The following is a 25,564-nucleotide window of genomic DNA, read 5'->3' as shown; positions in this document are numbered from 1 at the left end:
ACGATCTGCACGTCCTTGGCGAAGTTCTGGATGGCGGCGCGGAACACCATGCGGCCGATGCGGCCGAAGCCGTTGATACCAATCTTGATGGTCATGTCGATTCCTTGGGGGTGAGATTGATCTTGAGACAGGGAACGGTGAAGGTCACGGCGTCGCCATAGATGCGGTCCAGGTCCTTGGCCGACAGCTTGAACTGCCAGCTCTCGAGCCAAGCCGTGAATTCTCGGCGGGAAGCCTGGGCGTTGCCAAGCTGTGCCACGGCATTCTTGCGATCGGGCTGCTGGTACCTCAGACGCAGGTCAAACGGGCAGCCCAGCGTGGTGGTGTCGATGTTGACCGTCTGACGCTCGATGCCGTCGACCAGCGACAGCAGCTCAACGAAGCGCAGGCCGGGCTTGAAGCCGTAGGCCGTTTCCTCGAGGATGAAGACGTACCAGTTGTGGACATCGATCGGCGGGCCCTCGTGGCAGGGCATGCGCAAGCCCCGGGCCCAGTCGTCCACCTCGGCCATCAGGGCCTTGTGGGCGGGCCGCCCGAACACCTGCACGCGGGGCGGCTGGTCCGGTGCCGTGAACTGCATCTGCGCCCACACGCGACCCTGGACCTCCTTGCGCCGCAGCAGCTCCGGGTAGTCGGGCTTCTGGACACCGGCCACATGCTGGATGCAGGCCGCCCGCTGATCCCACCTGGCGCGGGCCGGGTCCTGGATCTCCAGCCGGACCGGCTCGCGACGGTCCGGCTGGAACACGAACTCGAACAGCAGGCGCGCCGGCGTGGCGCCAGCCGGCAGGCAGGGCAGGCGAAACACCTGGACGTGCTCACGCACGGCCTCCACGAACTCCGTCCCGCCCTCCTTCTCCAGCACCTCGACCTGGGGCCGGCTGGTGGGCGAATCGAAGTTCAAGGCCACCTTGACCCGACCAGGCAGGCCGGTCTTGAAGGCGTAGAAGGGGTACTCGGGGTCGCCGCGCACGGCACCGGCCGGCGTGAGGCACTGCTGGTAGGGCGACGGCACCGTCATCTGGTCCTGCGCCCGGACCTGCAGCGGCGCCAGCAGGCCGATCACGGCCGCCAGCACCCAGCCTGCCCCGGCACGTCTCACTTGGCCAGCACCTTGCGCACCGTCTGCACCAGGTTCTCGACCGAGAAGCCGAACATCGGGAACAGCACATTGGCCGGGGCCGATTCACCGTAGCGGTCGATGCCGATCACGGCGTCGCAGCCGTACTTCCACCAGAAGTCGGTGACGCCGGCCTCGATGGCGATGCGCGGCAGCTTGGGCGGCAGCACTTCCTTCTTGTAGTTGCGGTCCTGGCGGTCGAAGACGGTGGTCGAGGGCATCGACACCACGCGCACCGCGATCTTCAGGTCGGCCAGCGCGGCCTGGGCGTGCAGCGCCAGCTGCACCTCGGAGCCGGTGGCGATGATCACCGCCTGCGGCTTGCGCCGGCGGCCCACTTCGGTGGGCTCGGCCAGCACGTAGGCGCCGCGGGTGATCAGGTCGGCGTCGGTCTTGGGCGCATAGGGCAGGTTCTGGCGGCTCAGCAGCAGCGCGCTGGGGCGGTTCTTGTTGGCCAGCGCCATGGTCCAGGCCACCGCGGTCTCGGTGGTGTCGGCGGGACGCCAGACGTCCAGGCCCGGGATCAGGCGCAGGCTGGCGGCGTGCTCGACGCTCTGGTGCGTCGGGCCGTCCTCGCCCAGGCCGATCGAGTCGTGGGTGAAGACGTGGATCACGCGGCGCTTCATCAGCGCGGCCATGCGGATCGCGTTGCGGCTGTAGTCGCTGAAGGTCAGGAAGGTGCCGCCGTAGGGGATGAAGCCACCATGCAGCGCGATGCCGTTCATGATGGCGGCCATGCCGAACTCGCGCACGCCGTAGTTGATGTGGCGGCCACCGACGCCGGCGTCGTTCTTCACCACGGCACCCGTGGCGTCCAGGCGCAGGTTGGGCGTGCTCTTGGTGTTGGTGAGGTTGGAGCCGGTCAGGTCGGCCGAGCCGCCCAGCAGCTCGGGCAGCTGGGCGGTGAAGGTCTCCAGCGCGATCTGGCTGGCCTTGCGGCTGGCCACGGTCTCGGCCTTCTCGTGGGCACTGGCCACGGCCTCGACGGCGATCTCGGCGAAGTTGGCGGGCAGCTCGCCGGCCATGCGGCGCAGGAACTCGGCCGCCATGTCCGGGTGGGCCACCGCGTAGGCGGTGAAACGCTTCTCCCACTCGGCCTGGGCCACGGCGCCACGGTCGGTGGCGTCCCAGGCGGCCTTGACCTCGGCTGGGATGACGAAGGGCTCGTGGGTCCAGCCGATGGCCTCGCGGGTGAGCTTGATTTCCTCGGCACCCAGCGGCTCGCCGTGCGCCTTGGCGGTGTTGGCGCGGTTGGGCGAGCCCTTGCCGATGCTGGTCTTGCAGACGATCAGCGTGGGCTTGTCGGCACTGCCCTTGGCCTGGGCGATGGCCGCGTCCACCGCGTCCACATCGTGGCCATCGACCGGGCCGATGACGTTCCAGCCGCAGGCCTTGAAGCGCGCCGGCGTGTCGTCGATGAACCAGGGCGCCACCTGGCCGTCGATCGAGATGCCGTTGTCGTCGTACAGCGCGACCAGCTTGTTCAGCTTCCAGGCGCCGGCCAGCGCGATCGCCTCGTGGCTGATGCCTTCCATCAGGCAGCCGTCGCCCATGAAGACATAGGTGCGGTGGTCCACCACGGTGTGGCCGTCGCGGTTGAACTCGGACGCCAGCAGCTTCTCGGCCAGCGCCATGCCCACCGCATTGGTGATGCCCTGGCCCAGCGGGCCGGTGGTGGTTTCCACACCGGGGGTGACGTCCACCTCGGGGTGGCCCGGGGTCAGGCTGTGCAGCTGGCGGAAGGCCTTGAGCTGCTCGATCGGCAGCGCATAGCCGCTGAGGTGCAGCAGCGCATAGATCAGCATCGAGCCGTGGCCGTTGGACAGCACGAAGCGGTCACGGTCGGCCCACTGCGGCTGGGCCGGGTTGTGCTTCAGGTGCCGGGTCCACAGCGCCTGGGCCATCTCGGCCATGCCCATGGGCGCGCCGGGGTGGCCGGAGTTGGCCTGCTGCACGGCGTCCATTGCCAGGGCACGGATGGCCTGGGCCATCAGCGGGTGATCGTTGCGGGGGGAGGTGGCGGGCATGGCGCGTCCGAGGGGGATGGGGAGGGTGAACCCGGCATTTTATCGGCCCCGATAATCGGCCCGATGCAAGGCCTGCACCTGACCGCCGACCTGCGCGGCTGCGACCCCGCCGCGCCGGTGATGCACGACCTCGATGCGCTGCGCACGCTGTGCCTGGGCGCCGTGCGCCAGGCCGGCCTGCAGGCGGTGGGCGAGCTGTTCCACCGCTTCCCGCCGCCGCCCGCTGGCGGCCCGGCCGGCGTGACCGGCGTGGTGCTGCTGGCCGAGTCGCACCTGGCGGTGCACACCTGGCCCGAGCTGGGCGCGGTGACGCTGGACGCCTATGTGTGCAACCTGGGCGAGGACAACAGCGCCAAGGCCGCGGCGCTGATCGAAGCGCTGCAGGCGGCCTTTGCGCCGCAGCAGATCCAGCGTCAGGCGTTGCAGCGCGGGTAGAGGCTGAGTCTTGACCTGACTCAAGGCCATGTCGACCGTGTGCTGTCAATCTCCCGCCATCACCGCTGGAGAGACGACGTGAAGCCCCTGTCGCTGACGATCATGAAGGACGAGCACCAGGCCCTGGCCGCCATGCTCAAGTCGCTGCCGCTGCTGCTGGCCCAGGCCCACCGCGATGGCCGCCCGCCCGACTTTGGGCTGGTGCGCGCGATGCTGTTCTACATCGACGAGTTCCCGGAACGCCTGCACCACACCAAGGAAACCGAGCTGCTGTTTCCCAAGCTGCGCGAGCGCGTGCCGGCGCTGAAGGACACGCTGGACCGGCTGGACCGCGACCACGCCCATGGCGAGCGCGGCGTGCGCGACCTGGAGCACCTGCTGCTGGCCTACGAAGTGATGGGCGAGCCGCGCCGCGCCGCCTTCGAGCAGGCGGTGGACCGCTACATCGACAACTACCTGCGCCACATGGCGGTCGAGGAGACCGAGGTGCTGCCGGCCGCGGTCCAGCACCTCAGCGCCGAGGACTGGGCGCAGCTCGACGCCGCGTTTGCCGCCAACAAGGACCCGCTGACCGGCCACGAGCCGGAGGACGGCTACCGGCCGCTGTTCCAGCAGATCCTCAATCGCGCGCCGGCGCCGATCGGTCTCGGCTAGGCGCCGGACTGAACGCCGCCAGGTAGGCACCCTCCAGGCGCGCACGCTGGCCGCCGTCGAGCACGGCGGTGGCAGCCCGCCAGGCACGATCCAGCGCGTCCAGGGACTCGGTCCAGGCCCGTGCCTCGTCGGCCTCGCTGCGCAGTTCGCGCGCCAGGTCCAGCCCCAGGGGCGGCGGCGGCGCTGGTGGCTGGGTGAGGCGTCGCTGGCGCTGGCCAGAGAGGCGCTGCACCGTGTCCAGCGCCTGCACGAAGGCGTCCACTGCGGCGGTCTGCTCGGGCCGGGCGCTCAGCGCACCGCGCTCCAGCGACACCCGCTGCAGCCACAGTCGCCAGGGATCGGGCGGCAGCATCTCCTCCAGCGAGCGCTCGGTGCGTGCCGGACCACGCGCGCCGGGCGGGCCGTCACCGGGGCCGCGGCCCGGGCCCATGCCCCCCATCGGCTGGGCCGCCGCGGCCACGCTCATCAACAGGCTGCCCCAGGCTGCCACGGTGTGCCATCGTCTGTTCATGGCGCCAGTCTGGCGAGCCGGACTTGCGCCAGCGTCGACGCCCGGTGAAGCCAGGTAAAGCCCGGCGGCCCCCCGTCCGGACTGCGGGTTTCCTACAATCGGGGCATGACCCGCCCTGCCCCCGCCTACACCCGCGGCGCCGCCCTGCCGGCGCTGCTTGCGCAACGCATCGTCATCATCGACGGGGCGATGGGCACGATGATCCAGCGCTACCAGCTGGGCGAGGCCGACTTCCGCCATGCCGCGCTGGCCGATCATCCGAAGGACCTGAAGGGCGACAACGATCTGCTGGTGCTGACGCGCCCGGATGTGATCCGCGAGATCCACGAGCAGTACCTGGCCGCCGGTGCCGACATCATCGAGACCAACACCTTCGGCGCCACCTCCATCGCCCAGGAAGACTACGGCCTGGGCCACCTGGCGCGCGAGATGAACATCGCCGCCGCCCGCGTGGCGCGCGAAGCGGCCGATCGCTACAGCAGCCCGGATCACCCGCGCCTCGTGGCCGGCGCACTGGGCCCCACGCCGCGCACCGCCAGCATCAGCCCCGACGTGAACGACCCCGGCGCGCGCAACATCAGCTTCGATCAGCTGCGCGACAGCTACCGCGAACAGGCCGAAGGTCTGCTGGAGGGCGGCTGCGACCTGTTCCTGGTCGAGACCATCTTCGACACGCTCAACGCCAAGGCCGCGATCTTCGCGCTCGATGAGCTGATGGAGGCCACCGGCGAGCGCCTGCCGGTGATCATCTCCGGCACCGTCACCGACGCCTCCGGCCGCATCCTCAGCGGCCAGACGGTGGGCGCCTTCTGGCACTCGGTGCGCCATGCGCGGCCGCTGGCGATCGGCCTGAACTGCGCACTGGGCGCCACGCTGATGCGGCCCTACATCGAGGAGCTGGGCCGGGTGGCCGGCGACACGTTCGTCAGCTGCTACCCCAACGCCGGCCTGCCCAACCCGATGAGCGACACCGGCTTCGACGAGACGCCCGAGGTCACCGGCGGCCTGATGGAAGAGTTCGCCAAGGCGGGCTTCCTGAACATCGTCGGCGGCTGCTGCGGCACCACGCCGGCGCACATCGCCGCCATTGCCCAGCGCGTGGGCCGCTACCAGCCGCGCGCGCTGGCCAGCCGGCCGTTCAGTCGCTTGGTGGCGGAGGCTTGATCTGCTTCGGCAGATCAGGCCTCGGCCTTTCACACGGCTCCCCCGAGCCCCCTCCGGGAAGGGGCTCCAGGTCGTTGGACCGCTCCCTCCAGCCTCCCTCCAGGAGGGAGGCTCTGGTCAGTTCGACCATGGCCCCCATGGCCGGTGGCCCGCGCCATGCCTAGGATGCGTCAGCGCCGCGCTGAGCCGTGCGCCGCGCGGCGCCGTCCATCACCTGCTGCAGCTGGCGCTGCAGTTCGGCCACCTCGGCCTGCATCGCACCCAGCAGCTGGTGGTAGACGCGCTGCTGGCGGTTGGCGTCGCGCAGGCGCTGGGCCATGCGCTGGCCCACGCCGGCCAGCAGCTTGGCGGCCACCTCGGGCTCGGCGCGCATCATGCGCTGCAGCGCGTTGCGGCTGAGCCCGGCGCCGATGACCGACGTGGTGGCGGTGCAGGTGGCCGTGCGCGGGCCGCCGTCGAGCAGCGCGGTCTCGCCGATCAGGTGACCCGGCCCGGCCACCGACACCACCACCGGCTGCTCACGACGGGCGACCATGGTTTCCACCGTGACCTCGCCGTCCAGCACCAGCATCATGAAGCCCTCGCCGGCGGCCTCGCCCTCGCGCGTCAGCACCTGACCTTCGCCACAGCGCAGCAGGCGGGCGTAGGAGACGATGCACTGGGCGTCCAGCGCGCTCAGCCCGGCCAGCGCGTCGGCGCTGCGCAGCAGGTCGGCAGCGAGTTGCGCCCAGACCGGTTCGTCGCTCATCGAGCGGCTGATCAGGGTGGGCGCGGCGGGATCGGTCATGGTCAGTTGCGCAGGGTAGCGCGGAGCGCGCAGCGGTCCAACCGGATCGGCCCGGGCCTCCGTTAAAATTGCCCGTCTCCAAGGAGCGTTGCAGCGGCGCGCCGGGCCCTGATGGGCGCGGGCGCCGTCAGGCTTGGGCCCAACAACCACGCTCGCCCGTCTTTTTCCAGCGGGTGAGCCCGCCTGCCTGCATGACGCCGATGAACGCTGCTTCCCCCCTGCCCCCGATGCGCCTGTCCGGCCTGGAGCCGATCGCCATTGGCGAGGGCTCGCTCTTCGTCAACATCGGCGAGCGCACCAACGTCACCGGCTCGCGGGTGTTCGCCAAGATGATCCTGGCGGGCGAGTACGAGAAGGCCCTGGCCGTGGCGCGCCAGCAGGTGGAGAACGGCGCCCAGGTCATCGACGTCAACATGGACGAGGCCATGCTGGACTCGCAGGCGGCGATGGTGCGCTTCCTGAACCTGATCGGCTCCGAGCCCGAGATCGCACGCGTGCCCATCATGGTGGACTCGTCCAAGTGGGCGGTCATTGAAGCGGGCCTGAAGTGCCTGCAGGGCAAGGGCATCGTCAACTCGATCAGCCTGAAAGAAGGCGAGGCCGAGTTCAAGCGCCAGGCCACGCTGGTGCGCCGCTACGGCGCGGCCGCGGTGGTGATGGCCTTCGACGAGCAGGGCCAGGCCGACAGCTTCGCGCGCAAGACCGAGATCTGCGCACGCGCCTACCGCATCCTGACCGAGGAGGTGGGCTTCCCGGCCGAGGACATCATCTTCGACCCCAACATCTTCGCCATCGCCACCGGCATTCCCGAGCACGACAACTACGCGGTCGATTTCATCGAGGCCACGCGCTGGATCAAGGCGAACCTGCCGGGCGCCAAGGTCTCGGGCGGCGTGTCCAACGTGAGCTTCAGCTTCCGCGGCAACGAGCCGGTGCGCGAGGCCATCCACACCGTCTTCCTGTACCACGCCATCCAGGCGGGGCTGGACATGGGCATCGTCAACGCCGGCATGGTGGGCGTGTACGACGACCTGGATGCCGACCTGCGCGAGCGCGTCGAGGACGTGGTGCTGAACCGCCGCCCCGACGCCACCGAGCGCCTGCTCGAGGTGGCCGAGCAGGTCAAGGGCGCGGCCAAGGACGACAGCGCGCGCCTGGCCTGGCGCCAGCACGGTGTGAACGAGCGCCTGAGCCATGCGCTGGTGCACGGCATCACCGAGTTCATCGACACCGACACCGAAGAGGCCTGGCAGGCCATCCGCGCCAACGGTGGCCGGCCGCTGCACGTGATCGAAGGCCCGCTGATGGCCGGCATGAACACTGTGGGCGACCTGTTCGGCGCCGGCAAGATGTTCCTGCCGCAGGTGGTCAAGAGCGCGCGCGTGATGAAGCAGGCGGTGGCCCACCTGCTGCCCTACATCGAGGCCGAGAAGCAGGCCGCGCTGGACGCCGGCGCCGACGTGCGCCCCAAGGGCAAGATCGTCATTGCCACCGTCAAGGGCGACGTGCACGACATCGGCAAGAACATCGTCACCGTGGTCCTGCAGTGCAACAACTTCGAGGTCGTCAACATGGGCGTGATGGTGCCCGCGCAGGACATCCTTGAAAAAGCCCGTGCCGAGGGCGCCGACATCATCGGCCTGTCGGGCCTGATCACGCCCAGCCTGGAGGAGATGCAGCATGTGGCGGCCGAGATGCAGCGCGACCCCTGGTTCAGCGCGCGCGGCACGCCGCTGCTGATCGGCGGCGCCACCACCAGCCGCGTCCACACCGCCGTCAAGATCGCGCCGCACTACAGCGGGCCGGTGGTCTATGTGCCCGATGCCTCGCGCGCGGTGGGCGTGTGCGCCGACCTGCTGTCCGACGAGCGCGGCGCGGCCACCCGCGCCGAACTGCGCGCCGACCAGGACCAGGTGCGCGCGCTGCACGCCGGCAAGAAGAAGACGCCGCTGCTGCCCTTTGCCCAGGCCCACGCCAATGCGGCGCAGCTGGACTGGTCGCAGCCGCCCGCTGCGCCCAAGTTCATCGGCCGGCGCGAGTTCCGCGCCTACGACCTGGCCGAGATCGCCCAGTGCATCGACTGGACACCCTTCTTCCAGACCTGGGACCTGGCCGGCCGCTACCCCGCCATCCTCGATGACGCGGTGGTGGGCGAGGCCGCGCGCAAGGTCTTCGCCGATGCGCAAGCCATGCTGAAGAAGCTGATCGACGGCCGCTGGCTGCAGGCCCACGGCGTGATCGGCCTGTACCCGGCCAACACCGTGGACGGCGAGACCATCACCCTGTTCGCCGACGCCGCCCGCCAGCAGCCGGTGCTGCGCTGGCGCCCGCTGCGCCAGCAGGGCGAGCGCCCGGTGGTGGACGGCGTGCGCCGGCCCAACCGATCGCTGGCCGACTTTGTCGCGCCGCTGGGCGTGCAGCCCGACCACGTGGGCCTGTTTGCGGTGACCGCGGGCATCGGCATCGAGAAGAAGCTGGCCGAGTTCGAGGCCGCGCACGACGACTACTCATCGATCATGCTCAAGGCCCTGGCCGACCGCCTGGCCGAGGCCTTTGCCGAGCGCCTGCACCAGCGCGTGCGCACCGACCTGTGGGGCTATGCGGCCGACGAGCAGCTCAGCAACGAGCAGCTGATCCAGGAGGCCTACCAGGGCATCCGCCCGGCGCCGGGCTACCCGGCCTGCCCGGAGCACGGCATCAAGGCCGACATGTTCGCGCTGCTGCAGGCCGAATCCATCGGCATGGGCCTGACCGAGAGCATGGCGATGACGCCCGCCGCTTCGGTCAGCGGCTTCTACCTGGCGCACCCCGAGGCGCGCTACTTCAACGTGGGGAAGATCGGCGCCGATCAGGCGGCCGACTGGGGCCGCGGCCTGGGGATCGGCGAGGTGGCCTCGAGCCGGCGGCTCAGCGCGGTGCTGGACGACATCGCGTAGGTCGGCAGGCCCGGCGTGTCGGCGTAGAAGCTGGCGTTGAGCTGGGTCTCGGTGACCAGGTGGTTGCGGAAGGCCTGGAACAGCGCCGCATCCACCGTGCCCGGGTTCTTCCAGAAGTCGTCGAGTTCGCCGTCGAAGACCAGGTCTTCGACGTCATAGACCGCGTCGCCCAGCGTGATCACCGGCGTGCCGTGGAACAGGGCCTGCAAGCCGGTGGTGCTGTTCACCGTGATCACGCCCAGCGCCTGACGCAGCAGCGTGGGCAGGTGCTGGTCGTGGATGTAGTGCACGCGGTCGGCCACGCCGAACTCCTCGGCACGGCGGGCGATCGAGGCGGTGTAGTCGGAGTAGGGCCGGTCCAGCGGGTGGTGCTTGAAGACCAGCAGCGTGTCGGCCGGCGCATGCAGCGAGAAGGAGCTGAGCACCTCATCGATGAAGTCGCCCATCTCGCCATAGCGCGAGTGCACGACGATCTGGCTGTCGTTCCACACCTGCAGCGGCGCCAGGAAGAAGCGCTTGTGCTGCTCGGGCGCGGCCAGGAAGGCCGAGTCCTTGCGTTCACGCCAGTGGTGCCAGTGCTTGCGCGCCCAGCCGCGCACCCAGCGCAGGCCCTCGGCGACGGTGTCGATCTCGCGGTGGTGGCGGTAGTGCGGGTAGGTGCGGCGCTCGGCGCGGCAGGCCAGCGCATAGCGGATGGCGATCTTGGCCACCTGGCCGAAGGTCTGGTGCGTGGGCTGCGGCGCCGGCAGGGTCTCGGGCAGGCGGGCGCGGTAGTAGGCGGCGTCGCGCGGCAGCGTGGAGGCGGCGTTCACACCGCCCTGCTCCAGCGTCACGTAGTCGGGGCGGACATAGCCTTCCTCGAACACGAAGACCGCCAGGCCGCGGGCGCGGGCCAGCGGAATGGCCATCGCGTGCAGCGGGCGCGACTGGCCGAACAGCACCAGGGTGTCGGGCTGCAGGTCGTCCAGCAGGTGGGCGAACCACTCGGCGAAGTAGGCAGCCGGCTGGTGGAAGCGCAGCACGTCGGTGCCGCTGTAGAACAGGTCGTCGCCGCCGTTGAAGTTGACCTTCCAGACCTGCTGGCCATTGCTGCGCAGCGTCTGGGCCAGACGCGCGAAAAAGTCGCCCATCGGACCCTGAAGCATCAGGGTGCGTTGGCGCGACAGCAAATGGTCCAGAGAATGCGGAATCATGGCTATTTCAGGGCAAGCCACCGCCACCGGAAACATGCCGGAATCCCTCGCATGCACCAGCATGGTGTCTTTGTGTCCGCAGTGTAAGTGGCCTTTACAACGGTCCGCGATCCCCAATAGTGAACCTTCAGGGGCTTTGGAACCGCCGAAACCGTGACCTATGCCTCCATTGCGGCGACTATCAGCGTCCACGCAAGCGGCGTGCCCATCCCAGCAGCCAGCGCCGTGCCGCCCGCCGGGCGCGCCCCTCGGGCGGGCGCTCCCGCCAGGCCAGCAGCGCGTCGATCGCCCGCTCGGGCGGGCAGGGCAGGCCACTGGCCGGGTCCACGTAGCGCGGATACAGGATCAGGGCGGCGGCCACCAGGCTGTCCAGGTCCAGCCGGCGCTGGCGCCGCGGCAGCGCCACGCGGTCCTCGGTCAGGCCCCAGCCGGCGTAGAAGGGCGCGCCCCAGCAGACCACCCGGCGCTGACGCAGCAGCGCTTCAAAGCCCGCCAGGGAAGTGAGCACATGCACTTCGTCCACCTGCTCGATCAGCAGGTCGATCGGCACGTCCACCACCACCTCGTCGGCGCTGGCCTGGGCCTGGGCCTCACCGTCGCCGGCGCGGCGCAGGCCGGCCACCACGTCGGGGTGGGGTTTGTAGACCAGCCAGGCGTCGGGGCGCTCGGCCCGGGCGGCACGCAGCAGGTCGGCATTGCGGCACAGTCCTGGTGCGCCCCAGCGCAGGGATTCATCGGCCTCCACCTGGCCCACCACCAGCAGCACCGGCCGGTCGCCCGCCGGGCGCTGCCAGGCGCGGCCGGCCAGGTTGTACTTGGTCAGGCGCGCCGCCAGGATGCGCTGGCGCAGTGCCGCTGCCCGCGCGCGCAGCGCCGCCGGCAGCTCGCCCGACTGCAGCCACCGCTCCAGCTGCGAGGGCGCGGTGGCGTCGTAGTACAGGCCCTGGGCATCGACGACCCAGGACAGCGGCTGGCGCATCTCGGCGCCCAGGCCGACCGAGCGCAGGAAACCGTCCTCGACCCGGCGCACACTGGCCGGCGTGCCGCCAGCGGGCGGCGTGGCGCGCCCCCACAGCACCAGGTGTTCGCCACCCGCCAGCGGCTGGCGCGCCGACTGGAACTGCACCTGACTGCCCGGCATGAAGCGCCGCAGGATCGGCCGCTTCCACCACGAGAAGCCCACCGCGGTGACGCGCTCGGGATCCTGCTGGCGCTGCTGGCGCAGCCAGCCCACGGCCTGCACCAGCGCCTCGGGGGTGCAGCGTGCACCACCGTGGGGATGCACCTGGCGTGGATAGTCCACCAGCGCCGCGTGGACCAGGGCCTCCAGACCAGCGGGGGCGCGCCGCGGCAGCGGCAGCTCGTCGGTGCTCAGGCCCCAGCCGGCGTAGAAGGGCAGGCCGAAACAGCGCAGCGGGCGGCGCCACAGCAGCGCCTCGAAACCCATCTGCGAGGTCACCACATACACCGCCGCCACCTGCTGCAGCAGATCGGGCGGGTGCACCGGATCGGCCAGCCACACCACCCGCGCGGCGGCCCCCGGCGTCAGGCGCTCGGGCGAGAAGTGCCCGCGCTTGCGGCCGCTCAGCACGTCGGGGTGGACCTTCAGCAGCACGCGCGCGCCGGGGTGTTCGTCCAGCGCCGCCTCGAGCATGCGGGCAAAGCTGCTGGCGTCGGCGCCGCCATGGGTGATGGCCGCGTCACCGGCGGTCTGGTCCACCACCAGCACATCGCCCGGGCGAACCAGGCTGGCGGGGTCGCGGTCACGCGCCAGGTTGTACTTGGACACGCGCGCCTCGCACCAGGCCTGGCGCAGCGCCTCGGCACGCGCGGCCTGGGCGGCGTCCACGCCGGCGGCGATCAGGCGCTCCAGGCGCGAGGGCCGGCTGGCGTCGTAGTAGATGCCCTCGTCGTCCAGCACCACCGACCACGGCGGTGCATCCGGCCCCAGCGCCAGCGAGCGCAGGAAGCCGTCCTCCAGCCGCAGCAGCGGCAGGCCGTGGCGGCGCGCCAGCGCTTCGGCGCGCTCGGCGCTGGGCTTGCGGCCCCAGGCCAGCACCGCGTCGGCCTCGACCGGGGAGCGCACCAGCCGGGCCCCGTGCAGCAGCTCGGGCAGCGTGGCGATGCGCGCCACGCCCGGCGTGGGCGCCCACAGGCGACGGCCTTCCAGCAGCGCCGCGCAGGCGTCCGTCACGGACATGGCCAGGGCGGGCGAGGCGGGACCGGTCAGAGACCGGCGGCGGCGAAATGCGGGTTGTCGAAGCCCGGCTTGCCGTAGCGCAGGTCGGCGCCGTCGGCCACCACGGTGACGCGGCCACCGGCGGCGCGCAGCACGGCGTCACCGGCGGCGATGTCCCACTCCATGGTGCGGCCCAGGCGCGGGTACAGGTCGGCCTCGCCAGCGGCCACCAGGCACAGCTTCAGCGACGAGCCGGCGTTGGTGCGCGAGGCCACCTTGCGCCCGCCCAGGAAGGCGTCGAGCGCGGTCTCGTCGCCGTGCGAGCGGCTGGCCACCACGGTCAGGCCCTCGGCCGGCACGGCACGGCAGCGGATCGCGCGGCGGCCCTGGGCGTCTTCCAGCCAGGCGCCCTGCCCGGCCACGCCGCCGAACAGGCGGCCGATGGCCGGCGCATAGACCAGGCCCAGCACCGGGCGGCCCTGCTCGATCAACGCGATGTTCACGGTGAACTCGCCATTGCGGCTGATGAACTCCTTGGTGCCGTCCAGCGGATCGACCAGGAAGAAGCGGTCACTCACATCGGGGATATTGCCTGCCGACACAGCCTCTTCGGCCACCACCGGGATGCCCGGGGCGAGGCGCGCCAGGCCGGCCAGGATCACCGCCTCGGCGCGGCCGTCGGCCTGGGTGACCGGCGAATCGTCGCCCTTCTTCGTGACGTCGAAGTCGGTGGCGTAGATGTCCATGATGACCTGACCCGCATCGCGGATCAGCGGCACCAGGCTTTCCAGCAGGGCGGACAGGTCAGGGGTGGCAGCAGCGTTCATGGTGGGGTCTTGCCAAACAAGGGATGCCGGATTGTGCAGCCCCCATGGCACACTCCCACCCCTAAAACATTTATTGACCAGACTGTGTCCACGCACGCACCTGACATTTCTGCGCTGAATTCACGCCGCCGGCGTGCGGTGCAGCTGCGCGTGGACGGTCTGAGCCTCAGCCAGATCCAGGCCGCCACCGGCCTGAGCGTGCCCACCATCATCAAGGCCTACCAGGCCTTCGAGCAGGGCGGCTGGCAGGCGATCGACGTGGCCGCGCGCGGCCGCCCGCGCGGCAGCGGCCGCGTGCTGGACGCCACCCAGGAAGCCGCACTGCGCCAGGCCGCGCTGACCCAGGCCCCCGAAGCGGCGGGCCTGCCCGCCGGCCTGTGGGACACCACCGCGCTGCAGGCCCTGGCCCGCCAGCGCTGGGGCCTGGCGCTGGAGCCGCGCGCGCTGTCGCGGCTGCTGGAGCGCTGGGGCCTGGCTCTGCACAGCCTGGCCGACGCCGCCCCCGCCCACGGCCCGGGCGCCGACTGGCTGCGCGAGCGCTGGCCCGCGCTGCAGCGCGAGGCCCGTGCCCAGCAGCGCAAGCTGCTGTGGGTGGGTGCGCTGGCCCAGCGCAGCGGCGCGCCGGCCGGTGCCGGCATCCTGGTGGCCCTGACGCCGCGCGGCAGCCTGCGCTGGCTGCCGGTGGAGCGCCTGTCGGCGCTGGACGGCTGGCGCCGCCTGTTCGAACGCCTGGCCGCCGACCCCGAGGGCCCCTGGCTGCTGGCCCTGCACGGCCCCGACCTGCGCCGCGCGCCCACTCTGACCGATTGGCTGGCCACCCAGCCCGCGCTGGCGCTTCAGGATTGCCCGATCGCGCCGATACGCCGAACAGCGCCCGAAGCGGCGCCCGTGACCAACGCCACAACAAACGATCCCCCGCGTGCCGCGCCAGCGGCGAACATCCCGTCCTTCGACAGCCGGGCCCGCCCCGCCGTCGCCAACATCCCATCTGCGCAGGAAAAACCGATGAGCCTGACCCACCTCCAACGCCTGGAAGCCGAGAGCATCCACATCATGCGCGAGGTTGTCGCCGAAGCCGACAACCCGGTGATGCTGTACTCGATCGGCAAGGACTCGGCCGTGATGCTGCATCTGGCGCGCAAGGCCTTCTACCCGGCGCCGCCGCCCTTCCCGCTGCTGCACGTGGACACCACCTGGAAGTTCCGCGCCATGTACGAGATGCGTGACCGCATGGCCAAGGAATCGGGCATGGACCTGCTGGTCCACCACAACCCCGAGGCGATGGAGCTGGGCATCAACCCCTTCACCCACGGCTCGCAGATCCACACCGACATGTGGAAGACCCAGGGCCTGAAGCAGGCACTGGACAAGTTCAACTTCGACGTCGCCTTCGGCGGCGCCCGCCGCGACGAAGAGAAGAGCCGCGCCAAGGAGCGCATCTTCTCGTTCCGCAGCGCGCAGCACCGCTGGGACCCGAAGAACCAGCGCCCCGAGCTCTGGCGCCTCTACAACGGCCGCAAGCACAAGGGCGAGTCGATCCGCTGCTTCCCGATCTCGAACTGGACCGAGCTGGACATCTGGCAGTACATCTACCTGGAAAACATCCCCATCGTGCCGCTGTACTACGCCGCCGAGCGCCCGGTGGTCGACCGTGACGGCACGCTGATCATGGTCGACGACGAGCGCTTCCCGCTGCGCGAGGGCGAGGTGCCGATGATGAAGAGCGTGCGCTTCCGCACCCTGGGCTGCTACCCGCTGTCCGGCGCGGTGGAGTCCACCGCCAGCACGCTGACCGAGATCATCCAGGAAATGCTGCTGACCAAGACCAGCGAGCGCCAGGGCCGGATGATCGACCACGATTCCGCTGCTTCCATGGAGAAGAAAAAGCAAGAAGGCTATTTCTGACGGCCCCCACGCTCCCTGCCGGTCGCTGCCCCCCAAGGGGGCTCATGCAGCGGCCCGGCAAAGCCGGATCCGCGCATGCGGCTTGACGAATACCTGAAGACATCCAAGGAAAGACCATGGCACACGTTTCCGACATGATCTCGGTCGACATCGAGAAGTACCTCAAGCAGCACGAGAAGAAATCGCTGCTGCGTTTCATCACCTGCGGCTCGGTGGACGACGGCAAGTCCACCGTCATCGGCCGGCTGCTCTATGAATCGAAGATGCTCTTCGAGGACCAGCTCGCCGCCATCGAGAACGACTCCAAGAAGTGGGGCACCCAGGGCGGCGAGATCGACTTCGCGCTGCTGGTGGACGGCCTGGCCGCCGAGCGCGAGCAGGGCATCACGATCGACGTGGCCTACCGCTTCTTCAGCACCGACCGCCGCAAGTTCATCGTCGCCGACACCCCGGGCCACGAGCAGTACACGCGCAACATGATCACCGGCGCGTCCACCGCCGACGTGGCCGTGATCCTGATCGACGCGCGCAAGGGCGTGCTCACGCAGACCCGCCGCCACAGCTACCTGGTCAGCCTGATCGGCATCCGCAAGGTGGTGCTGGCGATCAACAAGATGGACCTGGTCGACTACTCGCAGGAAGTGTTCGACCGCATCAACGAGGAATACCGCGTCTTCGCCAAGCAGATCGGCCTGAACGACATCACCAGCATCCCGCTGTCGGGCCTGAAGGGCGACAACATGCTGGAGGCCAGCGCCCACACGCCCTGGTACCACGGCCCCACGCTGATGGGCTTCCTGGAAACCTGCGAGATCGACGAGGCGCGCCAGCAGCGCGAGGCCTTCCGCCTGCCGGTGCAGTGGGTCAACCGCCCGAACCTGGACTTCCGCGGCTTCTGCGGCGTGGTCACCGGCGGCGTCATCAAGCCGGGTGACCGCATCCGTGCCCAGCCCTCGGGCCGCGAGAGCAAGGTGGCGCGCATCGTCACCATGAACGGTGACCTGCCGATGGCCGTGGCCGGCCAGAGCGTGACCCTGACGCTGGAAGACGAGATCGACATCTCGCGCGGCGACGTCATCTCCACCGCCGACAGCCCCGCCGAGGTGGCCGACCAGTTCGAGGCCACCATCGTCTGGATGACCGACGAGCCCATGCTGCCGGGCCGCCCCTACCTGCTGAAGGTGGGCACGCAGACGGTGACCGCCACCGTCACCGAGCCCAAGTACAAGGTCAACGTCAACACGATGGAGCACCTCGCGGCCAAGCAGCTCGAGGTCAACGAGATCGGCGTGGTCAACCTGGCGCTGGACCGCCCCATCGCCTTCGACCCCTACACCGCCAACCGCGACACCGGCGGCTTCATCCTGATCAACCGCCTGACCAACAACACGGTCGGCGCGGGCATGCTGCACTTCGCGCTGCGCCGCTCGCACAACATCCACATGCAGCATGTGGACGTGGACAAGGCCGCACGCGCCACCGCCAAGGGCCAGAAGCCCGCGGTGCTGTGGTTCACCGGCCTGTCGGGCGCGGGCAAGTCGACTATCGCCAACCTGGTCGAGAAGAAGCTGCACGCCATGGGCCGGCACACCTACCTGCTCGACGGCGACAACGTGCGCCACGGCCTGAACAAGGACCTGGGCTTCACCGAGGCCGACCGGGTGGAGAACATCCGCCGCATCTCCGAGGTGGCGCACCTGATGGTGGACGCCGGCCTGATCGTGCTGACCGCGTTCATCTCGCCGTTCCGCTCCGAGCGCGCCATGGCGCGCAGCCTGATGGGCGAGGGCGAGTTCGTCGAGGTGTACGTGGACACCCCGCTGGACGTGGCCGAGGACCGCGACGTCAAGGGCCTGTACAAGAAGGCGCGCCGCGGCGAGATCACCAACTTCACCGGCATCTCCAGCCCGTACGAAGCGCCCGAGAACCCCGAGATGCGCGTGAACACCACCAACCAGTCGGCCGACCAGGCCGCTGACGCGGTGATCGCAGCGCTGCGCCAGCGCGGCATCATCGACTGAGGCGCTGAGCCTGCTGTCCCAGACCCACCGGGCGCACCCATGTGCGCCCGGTTAGACGGAGTCATGCCATGACCTGGCAACAAGCCGTGGTGTTCGCCACGCTGGCGCTGCTGATCGTCGAGCTGGTGCGCGGCCGCCGCGCGCCCGGCACGCTGTTCGCGGGCGCGGCCTTTCTGTTCGTCATGCTGAACTTCATCAGCATGGGCAACGCGCTCAAGCAGTTCACCAACAACGGCCTGATCACCGTGGTGGTGCTGCTGCTGCTGTCCATCGTGCTGGACAAGTCGCGCATGCTGGAGCTGATGGCCGAGAAGCTGGTGCGCGGCCCCTACCGCTGGGCGCTGGTCAAGCTCTACGGCGCCACCGCCGTGTACAGCGCCTTCCTGAACAACACCGCCGTGGTGGCCTCGTTGATCGGGCCGCTCAAGGGCAACCGCGAGCACAGCGCCGCGCGCCTGCTGATCCCCATGTGCTACGCCGCCACGCTGGGCGGCACCCTGACGCTGGTGGGCACCAGCACCAACCTGCTGGTCAACAGCCTGCTCACCGGCCGCAACATGCCGCCGCTGCACCTGTTCGACCTGTTTCCGGTGGGCATCCTGATCGTGGTGGCCTGCGGCATCGTGATGGTGCTGGTCTACCCGCGCCTGCTCAAGGCCCAGCTGCCGGCCGAGGACGAGGCCAGCGACTACTTCCTGGAAGCCGAGGTGCTGCCCGACTGCCCGCTGATCGGCAAGACGATCGAGGAGGCCGGCCTGCGCAACCTGGGCCACCTGTTCCTGACCGAGATCGTGCGCGGCGAGTACATCATCGCGCCGGTCGAGCCCGACCGCTTCGTCAATGCCGGCGACATCCTGGTCTTCACCGGCGACGTCACCCGCATCGACCTGCTGGCCCAGTTCCCCGGCCTGCGCCCGCACGGCCACCACGACGACCTGCCGCTGGCCAACCTGGTGGAGGTGGTGGTGGCCGCCGGCTCGATGCTGGCGCGGCGCACCATCCGCGAGGTGGACTTCCGCTCGAACTTCGACGCCGCCGTGGTGGCCGTGCGCCGCGGCGCCGAACGCCTGGGCGGCAGCATCGGCAACACCCGGCTGGAGGTGGGCGACGCGCTGGTGCTGGTGGTGGGTCAGGACTTCGACAAGCGCAACAACCTGGGCCGCAACTTCGTGGTGGTGTCGCGCCGCGAGGTGCAGAAATTCGTCGACCCGAAGAAGAGCTGGCTGTCGCTGATCGGCTTTGTCGCGGTCATCGCGCTGTCGGCCTTCGAGGTGATCGACTTCCTCAAGGGCATGATGCTGCTGCTGGCGCTGTTCCTGATGAGCGGCCTGGCGCGGGTGAGCGACCTGCGCCGCAACGTGCCCTGGGAGCTGATCATGATCATCGCCTCGTCGCTGGTGATCTCGGAGGTGATGATCAGCACCGGCGCCGCCAAGATGATGGCCGGCGGCTTGCTCACCGGCGCCGACAGCCTGGGGCCCTACTTCGCGCTGGCGGTGCTGCTGCTGGCCACCTGGATCCTGACCGAGCTGATGAGCAACAACGCCGCCGCCGCACTGGCCTTTCCGGTGGCGCTGGGCGTGGCCGAGCAGCTGGGCCTGTCGCCCATGCCCTTCGTCATGGCGGTGCTGTACGGCGCCAGCTGCAGCTTCATCACGCCCTATGGCTACCAGACCAACCTGATGGTCATGGCCCCCGGCCGCTACACCATGGGCGACTTCGTCCGCGCCGGCCTGCCGGTGGCGCTGACCTTCAACGCCGTGGCCCTGGTCGCCATCCCGGTCTTCTTCCCCTTCCGCTGACGCAGCCCGCCGGGCGCGTGCTACAAGACGGGCCTCAGAAGCTGAGCGTCTCTCAGTGGAGGACCCCCATGCTGCACCGCGCCCTGCGTGCGGCCACGCTTGCCGCGTCGGCCGCCCTGCTCCCCGTCCTGCTGCCCGCCCTGCTGCCGCTGGGTGCCCATGCGCAAAGCCCCGCGCCCACCGCCAGCCCGGCCCCGGCCGAGGTGCCGCTGATCGAGCGCGCCCGCTTCTTCGGCAACCCCACCAAGGCCGCTGGCCGCATCAGCCCCGATGGCCGCTGGCTCAGCTGGATCGCCCCGCGCGACGGCGTGCTCAACATCTGGGTGGCACCGGTGGACCGGCCCGACCAGGCGCGCGCGCTGACCGCCGAGAAGACCCGCCCGATCCGCTCCTACTTCTGGGCGCCGGACTCGCAGCGCATCCTGTTCATCAACGACCAGGGGGGCGACGAGAACTACCTGCTCTACGGCGTGGCTGTGGACGGCGGCGAGCCGCGCAGCCTGACCCCGTTCGAGAAGACGCGGGTCGAGATCATCAAGATCAGCCGCCAGAAGAAGGACCGCATCCTGGTGGGCATCAACAACCGGGATCCGCGCTGGCACGATGTCTACAGCCTGGACCTGGCCAGCGGTGCGCTCAGCCTGGTGCTGCGCAACGAGCAGGGCTGGGCCGGCATTCATGCCGATGACCAGCTGGTGCTGCGCCTGGCTGAAAAGTCGCGTCCCGACGGCGGCATCGACTACCACCGCATGAGCAACGGCCTGGTGGAGCCCACCGCCTTCACCAGCGTGTCGATGGACGACTCGCTGGCCACCGGCCCGCGCGGCTTCACCCCGGATGGCCGCACCCTGTACTGGACCGACTCGCGCGGCCGCGACACCGCCGCCCTGGTGGCCCAGGACCTGGCCAGCGGCACCACCCGCGTGGTGGCCGAGGACCGCCGCGCCGACATCGGCAGCGTGCTCACCGACCTGCGCGACGGCCGCGTGCTGGCCTGGCAGGTCAACTACCTGCAGCAGGAGTACGTGGCCAACGACCCCGCGGTGGCCGCCGACCTGGCCTACCTGCGCGGCGCGCTCAAGGGCAGCTTCATGCTGACGGCCCGCACCAATGCCGACGACCGCTGGGTGCTGGCCGTCGATCCGGTGACCGCGCCGTCCTACACCGTGCTGTTCGACCGCAGCGCGCGCCGCCTGACCCCGCTGTTCGTCACCCGGCCCGAGCTGGAAGGCGCGCCGCTGGTGCCGATGCAGGCGCTGGAGCTGAAGGCCCGCGACGGCCTGACGCTGGTGAGCTACCTGTCGCTGCCCAAGGCGGTGGATCCGCAGGGCAGCGGCCGCCCCGCCCGGCCGGTGCCGATGGTGCTGCTGGTGCACGGCGGCCCCTGGGCACGCGACGACCACGGCTACAACAGCTACCACCAGTGGCTGGCCAACCGCGGCTATGCGGTGCTGTCGGTCAACTTCCGCGGCTCCACCGGCTTCGGCAAGGCCTTCACCAGCGCAGGCGACCTGCAATGGGGACGGCGCATGCACGACGACCTGCTGGACGCGGTGGACTGGGCGGTGAAGAACGGCATCACCACCCGCGAACAGGTGGCCATCATGGGCGGCAGCTACGGCGGCTACGCCACGCTGGCCGGCCTGACCTTCACGCCCACCGCGTTTGCCTGCGGCGTGGACATCGTCGGGCCGTCCAACCTGTTCACGCTGCTGGAATCGATCCCGCCCTACTGGGAAAGCTTCCGCCAGCAGCTCTACCGCCGCATGGGCGACCCCACCACCGAGGCCGGCAAGGTGCTGCTCAAGGAGCGCAGCCCGCTCACCTACGCTGATCGCATCGTGCGCCCGCTGCTGATCGGCCAGGGCGCCAACGACCCGCGGGTGAACGTGCGCGAATCCGACCAGATCGTACAGGCCATGGCCGAGCGCAACATCCCGGTCACCTACGTGCTCTTCCCCGACGAAGGCCACGGCTTCGCCCGCCCGGTCAACAGCATCGCCTTCAACGCCGTGACCGAACAGTTCCTGGCCCGCTGCCTGGGCGGCCGCGCCGAGCCCATCGGCGACACGCTCAAGGCCTCGACCGCGCAGGTCAAGCATGGCGCGGCGTACACGCCAGGGGTGGCGCAGGCGTTGGGGCAGGGGCAGTAAGGGGCGCCGGGCCCCGGCCGCGTCAGCGCCGCGCCGCCAGCAGGCCCGACAGCCAGCTTGACCATCGGCCCGGCCGCGCCAGCACGGGTGGTGCGGCCTCCGGGGGCAGGCTGGCGGGGCGGGTGTCTTCAGGCAGGGCCTGCCGCGGCCGCAGCGGCACCACCTTGGCCGCCAGGCGCAGGCTGGGGGTCAGCGGATCTTCCTTGGGCTGCGGGAAGAACACCGGGTGGGCCCAGGCGAGCAGGGGTTGCCACTGTTCGCGGTCGGTGGCGCCCACGTTGTCGGGCATGTCGAAGAGGCTGATGCCGTTTTCCACTGCGCGCACGTAGATCTGCGCCATGCGCAGCGAGGTGATGTAGGGAATGTTCACGCTGGCCGCCCATTCGGCGGTGATGCGATCCACATGGGTGCGCGCATCCACCCGCATGCCGATGGCGGCCACGCGGCACTGGCCCTTCATGATGCGGGGCTGGCTGCGCAGTTCGTTCCAGCAGTCCGAGGCCGATTCGCGGTCGAACACCGAGCCGCCCACGGGCAGCAGGATGGCGTCGGCCACCATCACCACCCGGGCCAGGCCCAGACCGTGCAGGCCGCCGGGGGTGTCCAGCACCAGGTGCTGGGTGCCCAGGGCGGGGCGGGACAGGCGCACGGAATCGCCCACCCAACCGGCGATTGGCGGCGCCGCCGATGGCCGGCGCGCCAGCCACACCCGCATTGACTGCTGGTGGTCCAGGTCGCCCAGCGTGACCGAGCCGGTGCTGCGCGCCAGGTAGACAGCCAGGTTGGTGGCCAGCGTGCTCTTGCCACTGCCCCCTTTTCGACTCACCACGGCCAAGGTACCCATGGCGGGACAAGTTACATGGCCTTACAAGATGGGTCAATCGGTGAAACGACGCCGCCCGTGGCAAGTTCCTCGAATACGGCGCGCAGCACCCGCCACGCCGCCACACCTGCAACGGCCGCTGAGCCCATTGCGCGCCACACGCTGCGTTACCCAGGCACAGGGCTTGCGTGCCCAGTGGCCGGCGCCCTCTGGGCGCTGCCAGGCGTGCAAGGTCATCATTTCCGTGGATGTGCGTGCACAAATGGCCTTGGGTTGCGGCATTGCTTGGCACCCCGCCAGACCGCGTTCTTTACAATCCACCTCCTGCTACCCAGGGAGTTCGCCGATGGATCGACGGCCGTAAAGGCCTGACGACCCGCGGCCTGTCCGAATGTTTGAAGACCACAGCGCGCGCAAGCGTTTTCTCAGCTCGCCCCCGTCCGTGCCCACGGCGGTCGCCGCCATCATGGAACCCGTGGTGGCCTGCGGGACGCTGGCCTTCTGTCATTCGCTGTTCCGGCACCCCTTCGGTGGCGTGTCCACCGCCCTGATGGTGCTGCTGCTGGTGCTGATGTTCCCGGGCGCCAACCGATTCGGGCAGACCGGCGTGGGCGTGCTGAACGACACCCTGCTGTCCTGGCTGGGCGTGCTGCTGGTGCTGCTGCTGCTGGGCTATGCCACCAACACGCTGCAGCAGTTCCCGGTGCGCATGCTGGCCACCTGGATGGCGGTCACCCCCATCGTGCAACTGCTGCTGACCATGGTGGGCACCAGCTGGTTGCGGCACCACGCGTCGCTGCCCAGTTCGCGCCGGCCGGCGGTGGTGGTGGGTGCCAACCACAGCGGGCAGCGGGTGTCGGCCATGCTGCAGTCACGGCGGGCCTTTGGCCACGACCTGATGGGCTATTTCGACGACCGCACGCCCGACCGCACCGAGCTGCCCCCCGGCGCCACGCTGCTGGGCCGCCTGGCTGACCTGCCCGCCTACATCGACCAGCACGGCATCAAGGACGTGTTCATCACGCTGCCGCTGAGCTCGCAGCCGCGCATCCTGGACCTGATGGAGTCGCTGCAGAACACCACGGCTTCGTTGCACTACGTGCCTGACGTGTTCGCGGTGAACATCATCCAGGGCCGGCTGAACGACATGGGCGGCGTGCCGGTGGTGGGCCTGATCGTCACGCCCTTCACCGGCGTGAACGGCCTGATCAAGCGCCTCAGCGACATCGTGCTGGCCAGCATCATCCTGGTGCTGATCTCGCCCATCCTGCTGGCGGTGGCCATTGGGGTGAAGCTCAGCTCGCCCGGGCCCATCATCTTCAAGCAGCGCCGCACCGGGCTGGACGGCGAGGACATCAACGTCTACAAGTTCCGGTCCATGGTCACGCAGGACAACGGCCCGGTGGTGCAGCAGGCCACGCGCGACGACCCGCGCATCACCCGCTTCGGGGCCTTCATCCGCAAGACATCCCTGGACGAGCTGCCGCAGTTCATCAACGTGCTGCAGGGCCGCATGAGCATCGTGGGCCCGCGCCCGCATGCGGTGGCCCACAACGAGCAGTACCGCCAGCTGGTGAAGGCCTACATGGCGCGGCACAAGGTGAAGCCCGGCATCACCGGTTGGGCCCAGGTGAACGGCCTGCGCGGCGAGACCGACACCGTGGACAAGATGGCCGCCCGCGTAGAGTACGACCTGGAATACCTGCGCAACTGGTCGCTGGGCCTGGACCTGCTGATCATTGCCCGCACCGCCAAACTGATGTTCTTTGACCGTGGCGCCTACTGAGTTCTTCGTCACCGCGGTGCGCCGCGCCGTGCTGGCGCTGCCGCTGCTGTCGGCCACCGCGGCGCTGGCCGAGGGCAACCCCTGGGGCATTGCGGGCGAGCTGGACATCACGCATGACAGCAATGTGCTGCGCGCATCGGCTGGCAATGCGGTGGCAGACACCGTCTATTCGGCCGGCATCCGTGGCCAGCTGGACCAGGGCATTGGCCGAGAGCGCTTGCGGGTGAACGCGCTGCTGGAGCACAACCGCTTCCAGAACCAGAAGGCCCTGGACAACCTCAGCCATGAGGTGACGGTGGGCCTGAGCTTTGAGCCGGGAAACCTGGTCTTCGGCGACCTGGGCCTGCGCACCGCCCGCAGCCTGGTCAACCGCACGCTTGGCAATGGGACCGTGCTGGCGGACGGCAATCTCGAGCGCCAGACCCAGGCCAACCTGCGTCTCAGCAAGGGCCTGGTCACCACCTGGTCGGTGGTGGGCGGCCTGGATGCGTTCCAGCGCCGTGAATCCCTCAGTGCCTACCGCTCGCAGGACCTGTCACGGGACAGCGCCGACGTGGGCGTGCGCTACCAATCCACCCCTGACCTGGGCATCACCGCCTTGCTGCGCCACACGCAGGGCGAGTACCCCAACCTGGGCGCTGGCGACGATTTCTCGCGCAATGACCTGGAGCTGCGCGTGAACTGGGCGCCCAGCGGCGCCAGCCAGCTGGAGCTGCGCCTGGTGCGCGGCGTGGAAAGCCATTCGCTGACCACGGTGCGTGATGGTTCGCAGTGGTCGGGCTCGGTGCAGTGGGCGTGGCAGCTCAGCGGCAAGACCCGCCTGTTCAGCCGCCTGGCGCGCGACAGCGACACCGGCGCCCGCGACCTGAGCACCAGCGGCAGCACCGACACCATCACCAGCTACAACGACGCGCTGGTGCGCACCACGCTGGACCTGGGTGCCCGCTGGCAGGCCACCGGCAAGATCGCGGTGGACCTGGCCGGCAGCCGCTCGCAACGCAGCCTGAGTGCCAGCCTGCAAGGCGGCACCGGCAACAGCACCGGCTCTGACCGCACCCAGGCCCTGCAGCTCACCGCCACCTACCAGGCCCTGCGCAACCTGCAGCTGAGCTGCCGCGCTGCGCGCGAGTCGCGCAGCACCAGTGGCGTGGTGGCCGGGCAGTCTTTTCCGTATTCCAGCACGTCGTACGGCTGTTCGGTGCAGGCCTGGCTGCGCTGAGGCCCCCGGTTCGTCGTACGCT

Annotated in this window: 19 protein-coding genes and 1 riboswitch; of the genes, 10 read left to right on the top strand and 9 right to left on the bottom strand. The window is 69.9% G+C overall.

The features are described 5' to 3' along the window. The 3 genes from KAK07_RS25695 to tkt all read right to left on the bottom strand — a co-directional run. On the bottom strand, positions 1 to 95 hold a 95-nt coding region (locus KAK07_RS25695), incomplete at its 3' end, for a glyceraldehyde 3-phosphate dehydrogenase NAD-binding domain-containing protein (protein WP_210859932.1). Beyond that, positions 92 to 1,102, bottom strand: a complete 1,011-nt coding sequence (locus tag KAK07_RS07360; RefSeq protein ID WP_210859913.1) for a hypothetical protein — start codon at positions 1,100 to 1,102, stop codon at positions 92 to 94. The genes KAK07_RS25695 and KAK07_RS07360, both read right to left, overlap by 4 nt. Further along, positions 1,099 to 3,147 (bottom strand): transketolase, encoded by a 2,049-nt coding sequence (gene tkt / locus KAK07_RS07355; RefSeq protein ID WP_247664259.1) that lies wholly within the window; start codon positions 3,145 to 3,147, stop codon positions 1,099 to 1,101. The genes KAK07_RS07360 and tkt overlap by 4 nt, the downstream gene beginning before the upstream one ends. Before the next feature lie 63 nt (positions 3,148 to 3,210). Here tkt and speD point away from each other — a divergent pair, with 63 nt between their 5' ends. Further along, the gene (gene speD, locus KAK07_RS07350) at positions 3,211 to 3,582 is read left to right on the top strand and encodes an adenosylmethionine decarboxylase (protein WP_210859911.1); all 372 of its coding nucleotides are present in this window, start codon (positions 3,211 to 3,213) and stop codon (positions 3,580 to 3,582) included. 78 nt (positions 3,583 to 3,660) lie between these two features. After that, the gene (locus tag KAK07_RS07345) at positions 3,661 to 4,236 is read left to right on the top strand and encodes a hemerythrin domain-containing protein (RefSeq protein ID WP_210859909.1); all 576 of its coding nucleotides are present in this window, start codon (positions 3,661 to 3,663) and stop codon (positions 4,234 to 4,236) included. On the opposite strand, the gene KAK07_RS07340 is transcribed toward KAK07_RS07345, so the two are convergent. After that, positions 4,202 to 4,747: a hypothetical protein gene (locus KAK07_RS07340; RefSeq protein ID WP_210859907.1), complete on the bottom strand. Its 546-nt coding sequence runs from the start codon at positions 4,745 to 4,747 to the stop codon at positions 4,202 to 4,204. The two genes, KAK07_RS07345 and KAK07_RS07340, sit on opposite strands and share 35 nt — an antisense overlap. Before the next feature lie 105 nt (positions 4,748 to 4,852). Between KAK07_RS07340 and KAK07_RS07335 the strand changes: the two genes are divergently transcribed. After that, positions 4,853 to 5,911 carry a homocysteine S-methyltransferase family protein gene (locus tag KAK07_RS07335; RefSeq protein WP_210859905.1) on the top strand — a complete coding sequence of 353 codons (1,059 nt, stop codon included), beginning with the start codon at positions 4,853 to 4,855 and terminating at the stop codon, positions 5,909 to 5,911. Between the two features lie 160 nt (positions 5,912 to 6,071). On the opposite strand, the gene KAK07_RS07330 is transcribed toward KAK07_RS07335, so the two are convergent. Beyond that, positions 6,072 to 6,698 (bottom strand): Crp/Fnr family transcriptional regulator, encoded by a 627-nt coding sequence (locus KAK07_RS07330; RefSeq protein WP_210859903.1) that lies wholly within the window; start codon positions 6,696 to 6,698, stop codon positions 6,072 to 6,074. 76 nt (positions 6,699 to 6,774) lie between these two features. Next, positions 6,775 to 6,859: riboswitch (S-adenosyl-L-homocysteine riboswitch) on the top strand. A 39-nt stretch (positions 6,860 to 6,898) separates the two neighbouring features. Here KAK07_RS07330 and metH point away from each other — a divergent pair. Continuing rightward, a complete protein-coding gene (gene metH / locus KAK07_RS07325; RefSeq protein WP_210859901.1) occupies positions 6,899 to 9,634 on the top strand; it encodes a methionine synthase in 2,736 nt (911 codons plus the stop codon). On the opposite strand, the gene KAK07_RS07320 is transcribed toward metH, so the two are convergent. From KAK07_RS07320 to cysQ, 3 genes are all read right to left on the bottom strand, one after another. Further along, positions 9,547 to 10,827: a capsule polysaccharide biogenesis protein gene (locus tag KAK07_RS07320; RefSeq protein ID WP_210859899.1), complete on the bottom strand. Its 1,281-nt coding sequence runs from the start codon at positions 10,825 to 10,827 to the stop codon at positions 9,547 to 9,549. The two genes, metH and KAK07_RS07320, sit on opposite strands and share 88 nt — an antisense overlap. Before the next feature lie 181 nt (positions 10,828 to 11,008). Then, positions 11,009 to 13,027: a capsule polysaccharide biogenesis protein gene (locus KAK07_RS07315; protein WP_210859897.1), complete on the bottom strand. Its 2,019-nt coding sequence runs from the start codon at positions 13,025 to 13,027 to the stop codon at positions 11,009 to 11,011. A gap of 26 nt (positions 13,028 to 13,053) precedes the next feature. Further along, positions 13,054 to 13,833, bottom strand: a complete 780-nt coding sequence (gene cysQ / locus KAK07_RS07310) for a 3'(2'),5'-bisphosphate nucleotidase CysQ (RefSeq protein ID WP_210859895.1) — start codon at positions 13,831 to 13,833, stop codon at positions 13,054 to 13,056. Positions 13,834 to 14,814: 981 nt separating this feature from the next. Here cysQ and cysD point away from each other — a divergent pair. From cysD to KAK07_RS07290, 4 genes are all read left to right on the top strand, one after another. Next, complete coding sequence (gene cysD / locus KAK07_RS25905; RefSeq protein ID WP_375141218.1) at positions 14,815 to 15,738, top strand: sulfate adenylyltransferase subunit CysD; 924 nt, start codon at positions 14,815 to 14,817, stop codon at positions 15,736 to 15,738. Positions 15,739 to 15,854: 116 nt separating this feature from the next. After that, on the top strand, positions 15,855 to 17,759 hold the full coding sequence (gene cysN, locus KAK07_RS07300; RefSeq protein WP_210859891.1) for a sulfate adenylyltransferase subunit CysN: 1,905 nt from the start codon (positions 15,855 to 15,857) through the stop codon (positions 17,757 to 17,759). A 68-nt stretch (positions 17,760 to 17,827) separates the two neighbouring features. Further along, a complete protein-coding gene (locus KAK07_RS07295) occupies positions 17,828 to 19,561 on the top strand; it encodes an SLC13 family permease (RefSeq protein WP_210859889.1) in 1,734 nt (577 codons plus the stop codon). Between the two features lie 68 nt (positions 19,562 to 19,629). Next, complete coding sequence (locus tag KAK07_RS07290) at positions 19,630 to 21,714, top strand: S9 family peptidase (RefSeq protein WP_210859886.1); 2,085 nt, start codon at positions 19,630 to 19,632, stop codon at positions 21,712 to 21,714. A gap of 22 nt (positions 21,715 to 21,736) precedes the next feature. On the opposite strand, the gene KAK07_RS07285 is transcribed toward KAK07_RS07290, so the two are convergent. Continuing rightward, positions 21,737 to 22,558, bottom strand: a complete 822-nt coding sequence (locus tag KAK07_RS07285; protein ID WP_210859884.1) for a ParA family protein — start codon at positions 22,556 to 22,558, stop codon at positions 21,737 to 21,739. A gap of 370 nt (positions 22,559 to 22,928) precedes the next feature. Between KAK07_RS07285 and KAK07_RS07280 the strand changes: the two genes are divergently transcribed. Together KAK07_RS07280 and KAK07_RS07275 are read left to right on the top strand one after the other, a co-directional pair. Continuing rightward, positions 22,929 to 24,323 (top strand): undecaprenyl-phosphate glucose phosphotransferase, encoded by a 1,395-nt coding sequence (locus KAK07_RS07280; RefSeq protein WP_210859882.1) that lies wholly within the window; start codon positions 22,929 to 22,931, stop codon positions 24,321 to 24,323. Further along, complete coding sequence (locus KAK07_RS07275; protein WP_210859880.1) at positions 24,310 to 25,542, top strand: hypothetical protein; 1,233 nt, start codon at positions 24,310 to 24,312, stop codon at positions 25,540 to 25,542. The genes KAK07_RS07280 and KAK07_RS07275 overlap by 14 nt, the downstream gene beginning before the upstream one ends. Positions 25,543 to 25,564: the final 22 nt, after the last annotated feature.

The organism is Ideonella alba (assembly GCF_018069875.1).
Taxonomy (GTDB): Bacteria; Pseudomonadota; Gammaproteobacteria; order Burkholderiales; family Burkholderiaceae_C; genus Ideonella; species Ideonella alba.
This window is presented reverse-complemented; position numbering and strand designations above follow the sequence as displayed.